At 49.6% G+C, this 18,281-nt stretch carries 11 protein-coding genes; 4 read left to right on the top strand and 7 right to left on the bottom strand.

All coding sequences use genetic code 11. The features are described from left to right. Positions 1-7: 7 nt before the first annotated feature. The 4 genes from Pan241w_RS16490 to Pan241w_RS16475 all read right to left on the bottom strand — a co-directional run bounded on the left by Pan241w_RS16490 (position 8) and on the right by Pan241w_RS16475 (position 4,952). The gene (locus tag Pan241w_RS16490; RefSeq protein WP_145217962.1) at positions 8-1,600 is read right to left on the bottom strand and encodes a DUF6798 domain-containing protein; all 1,593 of its coding nucleotides are present in this window, start codon (positions 1,598-1,600) and stop codon (positions 8-10) included. A 78-nt stretch (positions 1,601-1,678) separates the two neighbouring features. Next, positions 1,679-1,939 (bottom strand): RNA polymerase subunit sigma, encoded by a 261-nt coding sequence (locus Pan241w_RS16485; RefSeq protein WP_145217960.1) that lies wholly within the window; start codon positions 1,937-1,939, stop codon positions 1,679-1,681. Between the two features lie 144 nt (positions 1,940-2,083). Further along, positions 2,084-3,652, bottom strand: a complete 1,569-nt coding sequence (locus Pan241w_RS16480; protein WP_145217958.1) for a pyridoxal phosphate-dependent decarboxylase family protein — start codon at positions 3,650-3,652, stop codon at positions 2,084-2,086. 181 nt (positions 3,653-3,833) lie between these two features. Then, positions 3,834-4,952: an FtsW/RodA/SpoVE family cell cycle protein gene (locus Pan241w_RS16475; protein WP_145217956.1), complete on the bottom strand. Its 1,119-nt coding sequence runs from the start codon at positions 4,950-4,952 to the stop codon at positions 3,834-3,836. 190 nt (positions 4,953-5,142) lie between these two features. On the opposite strand from Pan241w_RS16475, the gene Pan241w_RS16470 reads away from it, so the two are divergent. The 4 genes from Pan241w_RS16470 (at position 5,143) to Pan241w_RS16455 (ending at position 13,419) form a co-directional block, all read left to right on the top strand. Continuing rightward, positions 5,143-6,405 (top strand): rhomboid family intramembrane serine protease, encoded by a 1,263-nt coding sequence (locus Pan241w_RS16470; protein ID WP_197999972.1) that lies wholly within the window; start codon positions 5,143-5,145, stop codon positions 6,403-6,405. 298 nt (positions 6,406-6,703) lie between these two features. Beyond that, positions 6,704-8,299 (top strand): hypothetical protein, encoded by a 1,596-nt coding sequence (locus Pan241w_RS16465; protein ID WP_145217952.1) that lies wholly within the window; start codon positions 6,704-6,706, stop codon positions 8,297-8,299. Positions 8,300-8,347: 48 nt separating this feature from the next. Further along, complete coding sequence (locus Pan241w_RS16460; RefSeq protein ID WP_145217950.1) at positions 8,348-9,619, top strand: hypothetical protein; 1,272 nt, start codon at positions 8,348-8,350, stop codon at positions 9,617-9,619. Positions 9,620-10,164: 545 nt separating this feature from the next. After that, positions 10,165-13,419, top strand: a complete 3,255-nt coding sequence (locus Pan241w_RS16455) for a hybrid sensor histidine kinase/response regulator (RefSeq protein ID WP_145217948.1) — start codon at positions 10,165-10,167, stop codon at positions 13,417-13,419. 8 nt (positions 13,420-13,427) lie between these two features. On the opposite strand, the gene Pan241w_RS16450 is transcribed toward Pan241w_RS16455, so the two are convergent. The 3 genes from Pan241w_RS16450 to Pan241w_RS16440 form a co-directional block, all read right to left on the bottom strand. Then, on the bottom strand, positions 13,428-14,747 hold the full coding sequence (locus Pan241w_RS16450; protein WP_145217946.1) for an FMN-binding protein: 1,320 nt from the start codon (positions 14,745-14,747) through the stop codon (positions 13,428-13,430). A 101-nt stretch (positions 14,748-14,848) separates the two neighbouring features. Continuing rightward, a complete protein-coding gene (locus Pan241w_RS16445) occupies positions 14,849-17,146 on the bottom strand; it encodes an FAD-dependent oxidoreductase (protein WP_145217944.1) in 2,298 nt (765 codons plus the stop codon). A gap of 178 nt (positions 17,147-17,324) precedes the next feature. After that, positions 17,325-18,251, bottom strand: coding sequence for a hypothetical protein (locus Pan241w_RS16440; RefSeq protein ID WP_145217942.1), 927 nt, complete (start codon positions 18,249-18,251; stop codon positions 17,325-17,327). Positions 18,252-18,281 lie beyond the last annotated feature (30 nt).

Genomic DNA, 18,281 nt, shown 5'->3' with positions numbered 1-18,281 from the left:
TGGGTGATCAGGGAAGCTCGTAGATTTTATAGGTTTGATTTTGATAAATGGGTTTGAGTGTTTTAAAGGGGCCGAGTCGTTTGACGATCAGGTGTGTAATATTGGTGTTTTCTTTGAGGGCCTGTAGTGCGCGGTCATCAAAGCCTTCATTATAATACTCCTGGCCCCATTTTCGAAGGTATTTCAGGCGTCGATTCCATTCTACCACGCCGGGGGCGTCCTGGGGACAGTCTTTCACGGTCACATATTCGGGCCGCTGGGCGAACCATTTGAAGTCGGATTCACCGGATGGTGTCAGAAATAGCGTCGTTTCAGGTGTATTTTGTTGGATCCACTGGCAGGCGTCGATCCAGTCCTTACGCTGTGCGGGAGACATTTTGTGGATGGGGGGAAAAATCCAGGCCGAGTAGAGCACGGCTGTAAATATGCTCAGACTCAAGACTGCGATCACGGTTTTGCGCGAGGATGGCGAAGTGGGTGGCGATTCTCCGCCTGTTTTTTTGGTTTCAAAGAATCGTAGAGAAATCGAATTGACCAGCGCCATCGTGACTGCCAGTGGGAGCAACGCGTCGAACAGACGAAACGGATAGAATTTTAAGAGTGACATGCGAAATGTATAATAGGGCATTTCTGAAGCGGGCCGTGGCCCGGCTCCGAGTAAAAAACCAATGCACGCTAATCCGATCGTGCCCAGGATAAACCATTGAAAGAAGCGATTGGCAAACGTGGTCTTTTGTTTTCGTCTCAGGAAGAACCAGAGCCCCAGCAGTCCTGCATACATCAGGTAGCCGAAGGTGTGAAAATCCATCGGGTCGAGGTGATGCTTAATGCGGTAGAAGACCTGAATATAGTTGGCTGCAAAATTGTCACGGGAATCGCTGTGCAGCAGAAGATTGACGGCAGGAATCAGGCCGGGGAGTGCGCAGAGAATGAGTAATCCCAATGCGGGAATGCCTTTTGAGACTGCTTCCCGGAGTGTGATTCGAGTTGGTGATTTCTTTTGCATCAACCAGAGACAGAGAAGTGAAAACGCACTGCATAACAGCGCCCAGACTCCGACAACGGGATGCCAGCTGATGGTGAGTCCGCCATAGATGGCGGCGCGGTTCCAGCGCTGTTCGCTGGCGTTGGCGAGAGATAAAAACAGAAACCCATAAGCAAACACTTTGGACTCGATGCCGCCGATGATCCATTCGCCCGAGAAATTGCCGATCGCGGCGATGCCCAGATAGATCCAGGCAGAGATTAACGGGGACCAGAGGCCAGGCGTTAATACCCGGAAGAGTCGAAACCAGCCAATCGCCAATAGCAAAAAGCCTGCCAGTCTGCCGAGCAGTGCTGTGTCGTGCAGTGACAGCCGTTGGGGAAGCAGGCCGACGACCTGATAAAAGACGGAATGTGCGTTAGACGATTCGAGAAAAAAATCTCCGGCGCACCACTGGGGATTCCAATAGTGTTTGGCTTTGCAGAGATAGTGTGGTTCATTTGTTCCGGGAATCGGGAACCGCAAGAACGAATCGGCGGCAAAAGAGCCGCCGATCAATGCAATGATAAGAATGGCTTGCGGCGTCAATCTGGAAGCTGTGGATTCAGGATTCACTGAACTTGAGCACCTTGTTAAGCCATCAAATGAAATCCAAAAGAGACACTGGCTGAGAGAGCGCAACCAATCGAGCGCCTATTTTTTCTTGGCTTTCTTTTTCGCCGTTTTCTTGCCTGTTGCTTTCTTGGCCGTTATTTTTTTTGCTGGCGATTTTTTGGCAGGAGACTTTTTAGCCGATTTCTTAGCGGTCGAAGATTTCGCTGCCGCTTTCTTTTTTGTGCTTCCCTTTTTCGCTGCTTTCTTTTTCGCACCTTTTTTGGGAGTCTCGCCAAAAATTTTATCGTAATTTTCCCAGAACTTAGGTGTTGTACCGGTACGAACTATGGGGCCGCTCATAATCTCACTTCTCCGTTAGTCTTTGAATCCACCTGAAGGTAAGTTCAAATGAAACGTATTTTGTAATGATAAAAAAGTATTATAACAATTAAGATGGCAATTGTCTTTTCTGAGCGATGATTCTTTCGATCTCAGACTTAATTGTCAAGTCTGTTCGCAGGGATCTGCCTGTTGAGTGACGGGAAAAGCGTGCTGCAGAGCACTGGCTTTGTCGCGAATCGTTTCCAGAAGTTGTGAAAGATGCACTTTGGTTGTGAGCGGATTCATCACTGTGATGCGAAAAGCGGCTTGTCCGTCCAGAACGGAATGTACGATATAAAACTCACCTGATTCAATCAGTTGCCTGCGCAATTGAAAATGAAACAGATTCTGCTGTTCGAGCGGCAGCGCCTGTAACCACGGTGCCTGATATCGAAAGACGACGATATTGCACTCGGGTTTGTGTAGTGCTTCAAAGTCAGCAGCCTGCTCAAGCAGCGAATAAAAAATCTGGGTTGTTGCGAATGTGATATCCACAAGATCCGCAAACAGGCCTTTACCAAACAGAGACCAGATACCCCAAAGTGCGTAACTGTTCGCACGCTTGGTGCATTCAATGGTTCGTAAGCCGAGATCGTATTCAGCAATCTCCGGTGCGGAGGGATCAAACAGGTAGGGGGCTTGCTGCTGGAACGCGGAGAACTGGTGTGCTTTGTTTTTGAAAAAAAGAAACGCGCTCAAGGCCGGCATGAACATCATTTTATGTGCATCGAAGACCACACTGTCTGCGCGGTGCAGTCCTGCTGTGAGGTGTTGGTGCTGTTGAGAGAAACAAGTCGGTCCCCCATGCGCAGCATCGACATGCAACCAGAGTTGGAATTGCTCACACAAGTCGGCAATTTCATTTAGAGGGTCAAAGGCACCGATCGGGGTGGCACAGGCACAGGCGACAACGGCGATGATGGTTTGATTTTCATTCTGACATTTCAAGATCAGCTCTTTTAACGCCGCCGGTTGAATTTTGCGTTGTTCATCCAGCGGAATTTTGATGATGTTGTCAGCACCGATTCCCAGAATGCCGGCAGAACGCGTCACACTGTAATGTGCGTCGCTGGAGACCAGGATGACGGGCCTTGAATCGAATTGTGCCTGTGATCCTTCCGTCCAGAATTTGGGACAAGCTAAATTCCGTGCGGCGAGCAGCCCGGTCAGATTGGCCAGGGAGCCGCCGTGCGTGACCAGGCCGGAAAATTCCCCCGGCGTGAATCCGATTTCTTTGCCGACCATTTCGACTAAGGCCAGTTCGATGGCAGTAGCCCAGGGGCCGATTTCATAAACGGCCATCACCTGATTAGTAACGGACGTGATCGCATCGAACAAGCCGGCCAGCGGCAATGAAGCGGGGACCTGATGACCGATATAACGCGGATTTTGTAAGTTGTGTCCTCGATCCAGCATCAGTTGTACGAGTTGCTGGAATTCCTGAATCGTGTCTTGCTGGGAGACGGGAGTTGAATCCGTGTTGTCGTGAGTCTGCAGACGTTGTCGGGCTGATACAATATTGTCGAGCGGATGATGCCAGTTTAAGACGATGCTGTCTTCGGTCTGAATTGACTGTGCGTGTGCCGTAATTAATTCGGAGAACTTCAAGCTGGCGGCCGCCAATAAATCAGGATCATAGGCAGCTTGAATTCTGGCTTGTGCTGCTGCGAATTCGGAATCTGTATATGTCATCGGAGTTTCTTGCTACATGCGAAAGCGGGAGGCAGCACGATCGCTGAACGTGCTGCGAATCATCTTGAATTGTATCTGCATATCGGTAACCAGGGAACGTGTACGCGTGACTATTTTTCTGTTGGCGTATCGAAAAGAGTGGCGACAGGTCGCCTCTTGTCTAACGCAGTCATAGAGGGGTTTAAAAACGAAATGGTTCGGCATTCATTTCGTAACCCGGATGCATGCAGATATTCATCAGCAGGCCGAGTGCCAGACAGGTACTTAACATACTGGTACCTCCGTAACTCATCAGGGGTAGCGTCATGCCTGTGATGGGCATTAAGCCGACGGTCATCCCGGTATTAATGATCGTTTGAGACGCCAATAGGGTGACGATGCCGACGGCAACGAGTCTCCCGAACGGTTCACGTGTCGCGGTGGCGATTTGCAGGCCGCGGAAAAACAGAAAGATGAAGACGGACAGTGCAAACAGGCAGCCCATGATTCCAAAGCGTTCGCCCACCAGACAAAAGATAAAGTCGGTGCGTCCGGCAGGAAGATGATAGGCGGCGGGATCATCGACGGGCATGCCGGCGATCTCACTGCCCCAGACGCCTCCCAGTGCGAGCATTTGTTTCGACTGGTAGAGATGATATCCGTCTCCCTTAGGAAGCTCTCCGCCATCTCGTTGTGTGAACAGGGCCACGATTCGGGATTTTTGTTCCGGGTTCATTTCCAGCCAGAGAACGGGGAGTGTGCAGATTCCCAACATGACAATGGTGATGAGATGCCGCGGTCGTGCGCCGGCGGAAAACAGCATGGCGAAGAGAATCGGAAAGAATAAGAGGGACGTTCCCAGATCCGGCTCGCGTAATATCAAAAAGACGGGGACGCAGGTCAAAATGAAGGGTACGATCAGACCCGGAATTCGTCTATAATTCTGACGGTACATCAGATAATGTGCCAAAGCGAGGATGTATGTGATTTTGGCCAGTTCGGAAGGCTGGAATTTGAAAAAACCGAGTGGGATCCAGCGCCGCGAACCATTGACGGCGGGGATGAAAAAGACGGCAATCAGTAACACGAGGGTTCCCAGAAACAGGGGGTAACTGACGCCTCGCAAGTTGCGATAGGGGAACAGAATGGTGCCCCCCAGCGCGAGGAGGGAAATCAAAATCCAGACACATTGTTTTTGAAAATAATGTCCCTGACCGGCAAGTTCGTCTCCGCGCGCGATTCCCGCCAGTCCGCATCCCATCAGGATGAGAATGCAGCAGAGAATGGACCAGGGAATTCGGCGGAAGCCTGAATGGATCATATCGGTGTCTACAAAATGATTTATGAAGAAATTCAGATGCGTTTTGTAACGAAAAATGACAGATGGGGAAAGAGAGATCTTTTTTCATGAAGTTCCTGAGTCTCGTTTTCCTTTAATAGTGTCAAACGCGTGCAAATCAGCTATTCTTGGCGGCAGTTCCCTTTTTCGACCAATATTTGAATTCCCGTATATGTTTCAGAATTTGAGAAAAATCTGTTCTAAATATCCGATCACCGCCTCTTATATTGCGGTGGCGATCGGGCTGTTTCTGGCGGTTCAGGTGTATCGGATCCAGCAGGGGACTCCCGCTGATAGCGTCTTTGATACGGCATTATGGAAACTGGGGGCGGTGCAGCCGCTGGTGTTTGTGTATGACCACCCTTTAATTAAGGAAGACGATTTCCCAACCGGCGGTCCGTTTGATTTATGGGCGGGGGAATGGTGGCGGATTCTGGTCAGCGGTTTTCATCATGGTGATCTGTTGCATCTGCTGATGAACTGTCTTGCCATCGGATATCTGGGGCGACTGATCGAGCCTCGAATGCGTGCCTGGATGTATGCCGCCTTTCTGATCTTGGCGACGTTTATTTCGCTGCTGCCGGAATACTATTTTGAACATTATCCCGTGGGGCTATCGGGGGGCGCCTTCGCCATGTTCGGGCTATTGATGGTGCTCCGGAGGACCGATCCTGATCTGGCAGAAGAATTTACCGAGCGTGAAATTACCTGGGGACTGGGTTGGCTGATTTTGTGTTTTGTCTTCACTTATCTGGGGATTCTGAATATTGCGAATGCCGCGCATGTGTCAGGGTTTCTTTATGGGTTATTAGCGGGCGCGGTTTTGATCAATCGGTCTCGCTTTGCCGGACTGTTGCGCGTTTCGTTTGTGTTCGCGCAGTTGCTCTTGATTCCCTGTACGTATCTGGTTTGCCATCCCGTCTGGAACGGAAAATACTATTGGTATCTGGCGCGGCTCGAGGATGACCCTGCCCAGCGGATTGAGTATCTGAGGAAAGGAATGGAGTTGGCGCCTGGTGAACCGAAAATTGGTGCGGAGTTGGCATTGAGTCTGTATCGCACCGAAGGAGAACCTTTTCGGTCCTGGAAGATCATTCTGCAATTGCTGAACCGAAACCGGTCTTATGAAAAGGGAGTGGAAATCGCGCGGCTGATCTGGAAGCAGTTTGGATCGGAACAGCAAAAAACGAAAGCGTTAGAGATTGTTGCCGACGTGTTCGGCGATGAGTCGGATGCCTGGTTTGAACGCCTGCAGTTGGATCAGACGTCAATCGCGCAGGCAAAAGTGCCGCTACCAGAGTCGGGTGATTCTGCGGGAAGCGAATTTCTTTTCTTGAAAGAGACTGCGCCGCAGACGATCCGGCCTCGCGACTTATCTGCGCCGCCTGTAGATCCCAGATCGCCTCAAAGTGCGGCGGAAGGCGTCACTCTTTGATTATCAGGTAGAACCTGCAGAATCGTTACAACGGGAACATCTGCTTGAATCCTCATGGGCAATTGTTGTTTTTTCGCAACAGACGGGAATCCGGTAAGTGATTTTTCCTCCGCGCCAGAGCTTGAACTAGGCTGTAAGTAAACAAATTTGTCGTGATGCTGCGCGGTCAACGGTTTGGAATATGAGACAGGCTCTGATTCAAGCTAAAAACAGGGGATAATCGTTTGATCCCACTCGTTTGACTCTGTGAAACAGCATATGATGTTTTAGACTTCCCTCTCATATCGATCTGTTTATTATGGCTACTGCTTTGGAAAACCAAAACGAATCTACAAATGAGAACCCTGGTGAAGAGTCTGCTGAAGATGCGGTGCTCGTCGATCGCTTTCCGGAAGCGCTGCGTCTGTCGCGGTTTACTTTCTTCTCAGTTTGTATCCTCTCGCTCTCATTTTTATTATTCAGCTCACTCCCTTTGTGGCATACCGATATTTGGGGGCATCTGGCATATGGGAAACTGATCTGGGAGACCGGAAGTATTCCTGCGTTCGAGCCACTCGTTCCGCTTGCCTCGGGTGTTCCTTTTATCGACACGGCCTGGTTGAGCCAGTTGCTTGGATTTCAGACATTTCAGCAGTTCGGCGTGGCAGGAATCAAATTTCTGTATGCGGCTGCGATTACCGCTTGCATGGGACTATTGCTGTATCGTGTGCAAAAACGGACAGACAGTTTTATCTGGAGCCTGGTTGGTGTAGCCGGTTTTATTTTATGTGACTGGAAGCAAATTGGAATCGTGCGGCCGCAGTTGGCAGGCTTACTCTGTTTTGTGATGCTGTTCACACTGCTGAATGCGCGACATTGGCGAAAGTCATATTGGTTTCTGATCCCGGCTCTCTTCGTATTATGGGCGAATCTGCATGGTTCGTTTCCTGTGGGACTGGGTTTGATTGGCTGTTTCCTGGTGGGACGCGCCTTTGATGTGGGTCGCAAGTCAGGAGCCTGGAAAGCAATGTTCCAGGACAGTGTGACGCGCCGCTTCTTCGTCTTACTGGAACTCGCGGCGGTGGCCGTGCTGATCAATCCTTATGGATTGCAATTATATACAGAAGTCTTTTCATTTTCGTCTAATCCGAACTTGTCAGATTTGATCGAGTGGAATCCGTTGACCTTACGCATGTATCAGGGAAAAGCGGCAGCGGTACTCGCGTTACTGCTGGTGATTGCCTGCCGGTTCACACCGCGGCGGATTGCGACGACGGAAGTGCTGCTCCTGGTCGGTCTGGGAACCGCGGCTCTGTGGAGTTCGCGCATGATTATCTGGTGGGCTCCGGTTGCCGCCTATTATCTGGCATTGCACGGTGCGGCGATCTGGGGACAGAAACGGCAGCGATTGACTGATCAGGATGAAGAACATGCCATTCACTATGCCGGGAAATGGACGATTGTTTCCGTGGGTGTGATTTGGATCTGTTTTGCGATTACGCCGATCGGTTCTCAAATCCTGCACGGCAAGCAGGTCGATTTTGCGAAGAGTGTTTCCAGCGCCACGCCAATTGGTGCCGTGAATTATCTCAAAGAAAAACATATCAAAGGTCAGGTCTTCAACTCGATGGAGCTCGGCGACTATTTATTGTGGGATGGCCCCCATGATATTTCCGTATTTGCGAATTCGCATGTGCATTTGCTGCCGTACGAAGTCTGGGATCATTATCTGCGGATCATCAATCTCAGCAGTGATGCGGAAGAATTGTTACAGCGATATGGGGTGAATACGGTGGTGCTCGATTTACCCCGTCGAAATAATCTGATGCGTCGATTAGAACGCGATGGCGAATGGCGTGTGGGATACAAAGATGGCCGTTCGGTGGTGCTATTAAGAAATAAGCCGATTCAATAATGATTGTCGGTCGTAGATCTCATTCAAATTTAGTGTAAGAGAAGAGTTATGAAGTCACGCAAATTATCATCGAAAACGTTGATTGCGGTACAGGTTCTGGTTGTGGTTGCATTCTGTGGTGCCTATACCATGGGGTCGCGCGATTCACGCCAGGCATTCAATACGGTTTTTCTCAATCAGGTCACATATCCGGAAGTGAAAATTGAGCGCAAGGTGCCGCTGCAGGTGGCACCATTGTACGATGATCCTTCGGTCGTGACTGATGAAGAACTGGCGGCTGTGCTCAAGCAGGTACGGCCCAAGTTTCCGCGGAAGCATATGAAGCCGAATCATGTTGAGCATGCGTTGCGTACGTGGAGTATCAAATCGACGTTTCAAGATCCGAGTATTGTCTCTGGTATCGAAATGCGTGATTTTCTGATCGACCATGCCCGGTTTCTGGCCTCCTGGGGCGATGAAGCTTCGCCGCTGTTGATTGATGAACCAGAAGGAATTTCGATTCGCTGGGGCAGTCAGGTGGGGGGCTCGGTGCACCATGATCACTGGCTGGCTTCTCTGACCGAGGCCGGCATTCATCTGGATGAACCCGTCTTTGCGCCTGCGAGGCGCGATATGGATATTAACGATGTGATTCAGCAGTCATTGCGTGATTTCCGTTTGGACGAACGGGAAGTGGAATGGTCGGCAATGGCCTTTGGGTTGTGGATTCCTCCCGTCAAACAGTGGAAGACGACCGACGGGCGTTCTGTCTCGTTCGATCAGCTTGTACAACGACTGATTCGCGGGGATAAACAATATGGTGTTTGTGTGGGAACGCACCGCGTCTATTCTCTGATGTTGCTGATTCGCCTGGATGACGAGTTTGATATTCTATCTGATCGGGCGCGGGCCAATGCGTATGGTTATCTGGAACGTGTGCGTGATCTGATTAGCGTGTGCCAGTTTGAGGATGGTCACTGGCCAGCGAACTGGATGGATGGAAAAACGGCATTGACGAATCCACAAGAGATTCCCGAGTATAAAAATGTGATCGCGACAGGGCATCATCTGGAATGGCTGGCGATTGCGCCGAAGGAACTCCATCCGCCTCACGAGCAGATTGTGAAAGCGGCGAAATGGATCATCAACAATACCACCAGCCACACGGAAGACGAAATCCTGCAAAAATATACGTTCTACAGCCACGTGGGAAATGCCCTGGCACTCTGGCGCCACACGCATGCAGCAAAATTCTGGAAAGAGTGGCAGAAGACGCACCCGTATGTACCCGATGCCAAGGCGGACAATGACGCGATCGAAGCCCCTAAGCCAACGCTGTAGGGGGACGTAGTCTTAGGTAGCGTTAATTAATTCAAACTGGCCTTACCAAAGACGGCTAACCGGGGCTAATGCCCTGCGGCTAATGGGCATATATTGCGGTCATAGCCCTCAAAGCAAGAGCAACAGCACACTGTCGGCCACCGTGAATTTTTACATTGATCACTCTATAGACCACAAAATCACGCTCAGAACTAATAAATAAACGTTACCTCGGCTCAGGCCTCTCTTTACGGTCGAAGGTAAACAGGACCGGGTTTTTTCCACTCAGGAAAATCAACTCCGGAAGCTTTTTGGTTGCTTTCGAGGCTTGCCTGCAGTTCGAAGTTCTTTTGTGATTTCCGCACTGCAGTGGGCTTTATCAACAGGCAAAAATGCAGGAGGCCCGGATGCATTTTTGTGAGCCAAATCGTCAGGAATCCGTATTTGGGATACCGAACCATGCACTAATCCTGTAGCATATATGCACCTATGTCAAATCAAATTCTTGAGGCGAATACATAGTCTGGTTGTTTGCATATCGATGATCCACCTGGGAGTCAGTTTGAATGGAATCTAATTTAAGTTCATCCCGAACGAAAATAAAACAATTCCGTATCGATTCTACGCAAAACGTAAAGCACTCGCTTAAAGAGTCCGCTCCTCAGGATTCCAATACGGCATCCATTAAATTAATCATCGAAAGCATTCCTTCCGGCGTTGTGTTATGTAACGATGGCGTACTGTTTATTAATGAGCGGGCCGATGAGTTGCTGGGGGGGGCTGAAGAACATTCTCAGGTGTTTCAGGAAAATCTGTCACAGTTATTCCAATTGAAAACTAGAATGCCAGCCACTGCGAGATCAAAAGAACAGTCTCAGCATGCAGAGATCTGGTTCAAGCGCGGTGATAGTCATCAGCATTTATGTGAAGTGACTCTGCCGAACAATACAGAGCAGGAACTCTGGCTGATTAATGATATCACCGCACAAAGACAAAATGAGCGATTGCTGCATTTACTGTCGAATGCAACCAGCGGTGTGACCGGTCAGGAGTTTTTTAAACGTCTGGTAAAGGAACTGGCAGACGCGCTTAAATTAAAGGGAGTTGTCCTGGTTCAGCATCGATACTTTAATCAACAAATCAAAAAGCTTCAGACCATCGGTGCCTGTATAAATGGAGAATTAATCCCTGATTTTGAATATGATCCCGCTGGAACTCCTTGTGAAAATGCAATTGGGGCTGATTCCTGTGCGATTCATAGTGGGGTGTCGAAACTATTTCCCAATCACAAATTTCTGGTTGACAATCGGTTTGAAGCCTATTTCAGTCTGCCGATGATCAATCGAATGGGACAGGTACAAGGCCATCTGGTTTTGTTGAGCGATCGACCGATTCATGAAAATTTGTGTGAAATTCCTGCCATTCAAAGCTATACATTCCGGGCTGCGACAGAGCTGAACCGCGAACAGGCTGAGAAGAAATTGCAGGAAAGTGAACTGCGGATGACTCTGGCGGCACGTGGTTCCGATATCGGGTTGTGGGACTACAACCTGGTAACCGGGCAGGTCAATTATGATGATCACTGGTACGCGATGCTGGGGTATCAACCGGGCGAATTTCTGGCGACTTTTGATGCCTGGAAAAAACTGGTGCATCCCGAAGACTTGCCCTCTGCGATGAAGCTGCTGGAAGATTATCTTTCTGGAAATGCGTCATCATTTGAAGCGGAAATTCGGATGAAGCATAAGAATGGTGACTGGAAATGGATTCTGACGAGAGGAAAGATATCCGCCGTCACTCCCCAGCAGACACCACTTCAGGTCACAGGAACGCACCTTGATATTGACGATCTGAAACGTTCTCAGCAAATCCGCCTGGAAAATGAAGCGCGTTTGCGGATCATTATGGATCAAATCCCAGCCATTCTCTGGACGACTGATTGTAATAATCAGTATACGTCGATTGTCGGTGCGGGGCTCAACCAGTTAGGGATTCAACCTAATGAACCGGTGGGGCAGGCCATTTTTGATTTTCAGGACGTCCCCGATGTATCCGAGAATATGGTGGCCATGCATGAACGGACGTTGAAAGGGGAGTCTGTCCGATTTGAGCAGCAGTTACAAAATACGATTCTGGATATTCATATTGAGCCGTTACGAAACTCAGACGATGTCATCATTGGTTGTATTGGTCTGGCGATCGATGTGACCGTTCGCAAGAAAACAATCGAACAATTAAACCGTCAACGGATTTTATTGCAGACAATTTTCCATTCGGTGACAGATGCGATGATTGTGACCGACCGCAGTCATAACATTGTGATGTGTAATGAATCGATTCAGATCCATTTCCGGTGTAAAGAGGCTGATCTATTGGGCAGGCCGATTCGGGAAATTATTACAACCGGCGATCAATTTGATGATGAGTTTTTGCGTGTGTCTTATCCCAATTCGCGGGTGTTGAAGCCGTTTATCGTTGAGTACCAGCGCGCGGACGGAACCCAGTTTCAGGGTGAGACGATTGTGACTCCGTTACGGCGTTCGGATAATCAAATTACCGGTTATATTCAGGTCATTCGTGATATAACCGATCGCATTCAGATTGAAGAGGAAAAAGACCAGTTACATTCGCAAATGCTGCATTCACAGAAACTGGAAAGTCTGGGGGTTCTTGCCGGGGGAATTGCACACGATTTCAATAATTTGCTGCTGGCAATTTTGGGGAATACGAATCTGGCCCTGATGGAACTGGCAGGCAAATCTCCCGTCATAGAGAATGTGAAGAATATTGAAATTGCCGCGCGGCATGCGACAAAAATCTGCGAGCGTCTCCTGGCCTATTCAGGTCGACGGACGTTCGTGACAACGACCTTCAATTTAAATCAAATCATTCAGGAAACCGTGGAGATCTTAAAGACCATCGTGTCCCCCAATGCGGATATCGTATTGGAATTATCAAATGAGAAATTGCTGGTACACGGTGATATGGGCCAGATTGAACAGGTGGTACTGAACCTGCTGACGAATGCGTCCGAAGCAATTCAGAATCAAAAAGAAACCGGTGTGATTCATATTCGTACCGGGATGATCTCATTGAACCAGGAGAACAGTGCCAGCTACTTCTTCTGTGAGAATATCAACCCCGGTCAATTTGTGTATTTTGAAATCGAAGATACCGGAAGTGGGATGGATGAAGATTGTCAGTCCAAAATGTTCGATCCGTTTTTTACCACGAAATTTACAGGTCGCGGGCTGGGCCTGGCTGGGGTTTCCGGAATCATTCGCGGGCATAATGGCGGGTTGTTAGTCGATTCGGCAGTAGAGCGTGGTTCTCGTTTTCGCGTGATTTTGCCCGTGGCAACTGATACAGAAGAGAAGATTGAAAATGACAGCAGTGCCGATACCGTGGTGCCTGCCGATGCGGGGTATGTGTTGGTGATTGATGATGACAAAGCTGTCTGCAATGTAGTCAATCACGTGTTAAATCGTTTTGGCTTTTCTGTCATGGTGGCTCATTCCGGCAGTGAAGGCATCGAAGTTTATGAGAAAAATCGTGATGGAATCAGCGTGATTCTGCTGGATATGACCATGCCGGGCTTGAGTGGTGTGGAGACGTATCATTTGCTCAAGGAAAAAGGGATTGATATTCCTGTGATCCTGACAAGTGGCCTGAGTGAAACGGATATTTCCGATCAAATGGATGGCTCTGAATTTGTGCACTTCCTGAAAAAACCATATAAGCCACAAAAACTCGTGAATATGGTAAGTAAAGCTTTGTTGCGTCATCAAATTCACGATGATTCTTCAATTCGCTTTAAGTAATGCCTGTCTTAGTTGAGGAGGTACTGCTTGAGAATCTCGGCATACTGATTCAACAAAAATGCCAGTAACAACAATAAACCTGCTACAAAATCGCTTTTTCCGAATCGATCTGCTCTGCCGTGTGAGCGAACAAATTCAAAGATGCTCCCCGTTGGGCAACCATAGTGGCAGTATGCCTGTGGGATGAAGAGTGACGCGAACAGACCGGTGACGGCAATCCAAATCGAGACGATGCCAGCCGAAGTAAGCAGATACGCATCAAAGGCTTCCAGTTCCGCCAGATCAATGGGCAAGTCTAAAAAAATGATGCAGAGGATCAGAATCAGTAATAAAACGGGGATCCAGCGCAGGCCGCGTTTGACATCTGCTCGAATTTTCCATTTGCGTTTGGCAGGAACGATTTTTCCCAGAAATTCCTGCGCGGTTCCATGTGGGCAGATACTTTGACAGTAAAGATTTCTGCGGGTTGACCAGGGGACGAAAACAGCAATCGCCGCCAGAGCAACCAGCCCCGACAGTTGTCGCCAGGGGATCGTATACTTTGCCCAGCCTGCGAACAGGGATTCTGCCAGCAGGTCGCCACTTACGAAGCCGAGATAAATGAAAGCGGAGAGTTTAAACAGGGAGCGCAAACGGTGCATGCGTTTCAGACGGGTAAAGGTAATCAATGCGGCTCCGACGCCGAACAGAAGTAGAACGGCATCGTTGGCCTGGAACTGAAAAGGTGGAATCGCTTGTGCCTGTTTTTGGGAATATTGAATTCGATGCACAATCGCATGGGCAATGCCCATGCTGGTCATCGTGGCTCCGGAGACGCCTTCGATTTCGCCCTGACGGAGATCGAGTTGAGTCAAATCGTCCCAGGAATATTGGGGCCACAAACTCATGTAGTAACGATCATTGCGGACGTCGTTGACGTGCGAAGTGGTGTCGCCACTACTGCGTATGGAGAGCCCCGCGATGTTTCCGGTAGCTTGATCAAACACAATCAAGGTATCTGACGGGCCACAGTAGCCGATGATTTCATCAGAGATCGGCGAGGTGCGAACGGCATAACCGATGGTCTGCTGCTCCTGATTAAGAATAAACAGACCATTGCGTGCCGAGTGATCAACGCGCAGTGAATCTGCTGCGGGAAGAATCGCCTGGACTTCATGTAACAGAATTGGCGCGTCGCCTTGCACGCGTTTGCGGACGTAATAATCTCGGATCAGGAAGACAATCAGGACCAGAACCACAATGCGATAAACTTTTAACGAGACTGATCTCAGAAGGCTTGCCGGTCGCGGTGATTTCGGAGGCAGGGGAACTAGCGGTAACTCTGTCATCCTTCTCTCAACGCCTCAAACAAAGCGGAACTCTGTTTGAGGCATCTCTATTCTGAACTACTTGTTCTGGATCAGTCGCTTAGTCGGAAACCGTTTTTGATTTATTCAGCAGGCAGAACCTGAATCGCATCTGCATGCACATTGCCGTCTACGCCGGAATTGGACATGATGACTTCAATCGGCTGACCTTTTTCAAACTGAAATGTTCCCAGTGAAATAAAGCCGTTTGGCAGCGGTGGTTTGATACGCTGATTGATTTTAATTGTTTTGGTTTCTTGAGGAGAGCGAACAGTGACCGGAGTATTGGTGGCCCGGTTTTCGTGATGACCGTAGGCCAGTCGCACTTCGTATTTGCCGGGTTTATCGACCTGGAACTTAAAGTGGATTTCCGCCTTTTTCCCTCTACCATGATACACATAATGATTGCCGATATACCCTTTCAGGCCTTCGCCTTTGGTCCATGTACCAACGAACTGGACATTATTATTTTCATCGTCAATGACAAGCCCCGGCAGGGCGGCAGGGTCGATATAAGCGCCAATCACGGGGGGCAAAGGTTTGGCGTCTTTCGGAGTATAAAATTCACTGCCGATCGTGTCGCGTCGTTCGACGCCTTTGAGTGACATCAAACGGTCGAGATCCTGGTAATAGTCGGTATAGACAGCGCGGGGGCTGCATTTCTTTTCTGTGCAGATTGCAGCTGCCTTACCGACGACTTCCCCCATCATGCCGCCGGTTTTCATAACGCGGACGGTTCCGAGTGCTTCGTGTGTCACGCTGACACAGCGGCCCGCCATAAACAGGTTCGGGACATTCCGCGAGTAGAAACAGCGATAGGGAACAGGGTAGCCGCGTTTGCGGTCGACGCTACGATCGAAGACCGCCTGCGAAATAAACGGATCTTCCGGATATTTTTTCATGTATTGTTTTTTGGGGTAATGTAAGTCAATGGACCAGGTGCTGGGCACGCAGCCATCGGGAAAAGCGACTTTATTGACGATGTCTTTTCTGCGAAGAATTACATCGCCTCGTAACATACGGCTTTCGCGTGGTCCGCCGATATAGGCCATCCAGGTTAAGACGGCATTGCCGTGTTTGTCTTTGCCGTCTTTGTTTTTCATTGCATTCCAGGCACCATAGACGGCTCGGAAGTTCCAGTCGCGCATCGATTCCAGATCTTTGATCGGATCTTTATCAAAGCCGCTTTCCCAGAACCATTCGCCGTGAAAACGTTTGGGATAAGGGAAGTCTTCCATGGTCAGGTCGAGTGCCCAGGGAACTTCAGGGAAGGCTTGTGTGTTTTCGGCTTCTTTCCAGGTCCACATATTGCTCATCCCCATGTGGCCTTTTTCATGCGTATAATAGTCGGCACCCGCGAGATATCCAATTTGCCCATGACCGGTGCAGTCGGCAAACAGGGCACCCTGAAATTCGGTTTGCTTGCCTGTTTTGGTATTGAAGGCGGTCACGCTCTGAATCGCGTCGCCCTCTTTTTTGACGGCGTAAGCGTGCGTATTCAAAAATAAATCGATGTTCTTCTCTGCCCGGACGGTTGCTTCTTTGACGTCGTCGCCGAATTCTTCATAGGTGCCGGGAGAAGCCGTAGCCGAGTCCGCAAATTCAGCGATGATTTCACCAATGTGCGGATGCTTTCCACGCCGTACCAGGCCTTTGGCCCAGACTCGCACTTCCGAACTCCCATTCCCGCCGAGAACAGGGCGGTTTTGAACCAGCGCAACTTTGCAACCCATCCGAGCCGCTGAGATCGCCGCGCCCAACCCGGCGTAGCCGCCACCTACAACAACCAGGTCATACTGTTTTGTCTTTTCCGGTTGCGCGGGAAGCCCCAGCATGGCTTTGCGCCATTGATCCATCGGTGCCATCTCGTTCGGTGGAGTGTAGGACAGGTCTTTGGTAAACAGGATCGCATCACAACGGCCTTCGAAGCCGGTTAAATCGTGAAGCGAAAGTTCGATTTCAGGTTTTGTGATTTCCACCGTACCACCATCGTGCCAGAACCAGTTGGCACCTTTGGTCCCAAACGTTTCTTTGAGCGGTTTGCCATCGATGGCTAATTGGAAACGGCCGGGTGTTCCGGGAGCGTTCCAGGGAGCGACCCAGTCCTTGGTTCGAACGAAGACACGGTATTTTCCTGTCGAAGGAAATTGAACCGTGGTTTTGGCATCGTTGACAGGTTGTCCGAGTCCGTGAGCAAGCAGATACGGAGAGCCCATGATCTCGATAAACTGAGTGTCGAGCTTCCAGCCGCCATGCTGATCAAAACTTTCTGCTTCGACCAGCACGCCTTCTGTAGGTTTGGCTGCGGATACAGAGTCAGCAGAGAGCACAGTGATCGCCAGTCCGGCGAGAATCGAAAATAATCGGGAAGTGAAACGCATGCCCTCTGGCTCCTGTCGTCAATTCGCTTAGGGTATCTGGTCAATCAAATAAAAACAGCGATTCAAACCGGAATGAATCCAGCATGATGCTTGATCTGATTATAAACCCGGTGCCGAATCAAATGCAAACAGGGGCGGCTTGGTTTTATGAGGTCTGATTGTTACGCAATCTTCTTTATTAATGGGCTTTGTCACCCAGAAACTGCAGCAGATCTGCATCGGAGACTTCGTTGGGATTGGAAAAGCTTTTCCCTGTCAGGCGACTGGGAACCTGGGGACGGTTGAAGCGGACAAAGTCGAAACCTGCAACCAGATCGGGGCGCCCGTTTTTGATGACCTGTGTATTTTGTTGTGCCGGCTGCATGCGGGAGGCCGTGCTGTAATCGGTGTATACAGTTAAACCCACCTGTAATTCCTGAGGCATGTCGGCGCGGCGGTAACGTTGATGTATGTTCCAGCTGCCGCTGGGTGTTTTCTTCAACAGAATAAAATCGTTTCCGATGCGGGCGATTTGAATCAGAGCGGTGGGAGTGCCGGCATCAGTCACCGCCAGTGTCGAGCGACTGTTGAGCGTCGTTTTGACTTCGAACTGAAATACTCCGGGGCGTCTGGCAGAGCCGAGTGAGAGAAAAATATAATTTTCACCCCCCGGTCGCCAGGTTTGCGGTGTGACATTGCGTGGCGTGCGAATCATCAGTCCGGCCAGAGAATAATTGCTGCGCGGGGCACCATCGCCGCCTCGTCGGGCGACACGAATATTCGAGGTGACCACGAAATCACCTTTGACCTGCTTGTAGACGAGCACGCCACGATAATCCATATACCAGGTGCTGCTGTAAGGCATCATCACCATCCAGCCGGGACGGGTCTGGGCGATGTCGAATTTTTCCAGTTGATCAGCGTTGGTTTTTTCTGTCTGATAAATGCGTAACCATTGTTTCATGGTCGCTGCATCATCGAATTCGTCGCTGAGTGATTTCAAGTCGTCCTGGACGCGACTTCGTTCCTGAGCATGAATTCCAGTTGTGAGGCCTCCTGATCCGATTGCGAAAATAAACAGACACAGCAGGAAACAAGATTTCATTGAGAATCGAACATGAGCCATTGTTTTACTCTTTCTGTATGCGAATGATAT

This window comes from Gimesia alba, from assembly GCF_007744675.1.
Lineage (GTDB): Bacteria > Planctomycetota > Planctomycetia > Planctomycetales > Planctomycetaceae > Gimesia > Gimesia alba.
Note: the sequence above shows the minus strand (reverse complement) of the source record. Positions and strands in the feature narration are given on the sequence as shown.

Coding starts and splice junctions, on each gene's coding strand:
- Pan241w_RS16440 (WP_145217942.1), bottom strand. CDS start 18,251: ATGGCTCATGTTCGATTCTCAATGAAATCTTGTTTCCTGCTGTGTCTG.
- Pan241w_RS16475 (WP_145217956.1), bottom strand. CDS start 4,952: ATGATCCATTCAGGCTTCCGCCGAATTCCCTGGTCCATTCTCTGCTGC.
- Pan241w_RS16470 (WP_197999972.1), top strand. CDS start 5,143: ATGTTTCAGAATTTGAGAAAAATCTGTTCTAAATATCCGATCACCGCC.
- Pan241w_RS16480 (WP_145217958.1), bottom strand. CDS start 3,652: ATGACATATACAGATTCCGAATTCGCAGCAGCACAAGCCAGAATTCAA.
- Pan241w_RS16460 (WP_145217950.1), top strand. CDS start 8,348: ATGAAGTCACGCAAATTATCATCGAAAACGTTGATTGCGGTACAGGTT.
- Pan241w_RS16445 (WP_145217944.1), bottom strand. CDS start 17,146: ATGCGTTTCACTTCCCGATTATTTTCGATTCTCGCCGGACTGGCGATC.
- Pan241w_RS16455 (WP_145217948.1), top strand. CDS start 10,165: ATGGAATCTAATTTAAGTTCATCCCGAACGAAAATAAAACAATTCCGT.
- Pan241w_RS16465 (WP_145217952.1), top strand. CDS start 6,704: ATGGCTACTGCTTTGGAAAACCAAAACGAATCTACAAATGAGAACCCT.
- Pan241w_RS16485 (WP_145217960.1), bottom strand. CDS start 1,939: ATGAGCGGCCCCATAGTTCGTACCGGTACAACACCTAAGTTCTGGGAA.
- Pan241w_RS16450 (WP_145217946.1), bottom strand. CDS start 14,747: ATGACAGAGTTACCGCTAGTTCCCCTGCCTCCGAAATCACCGCGACCG.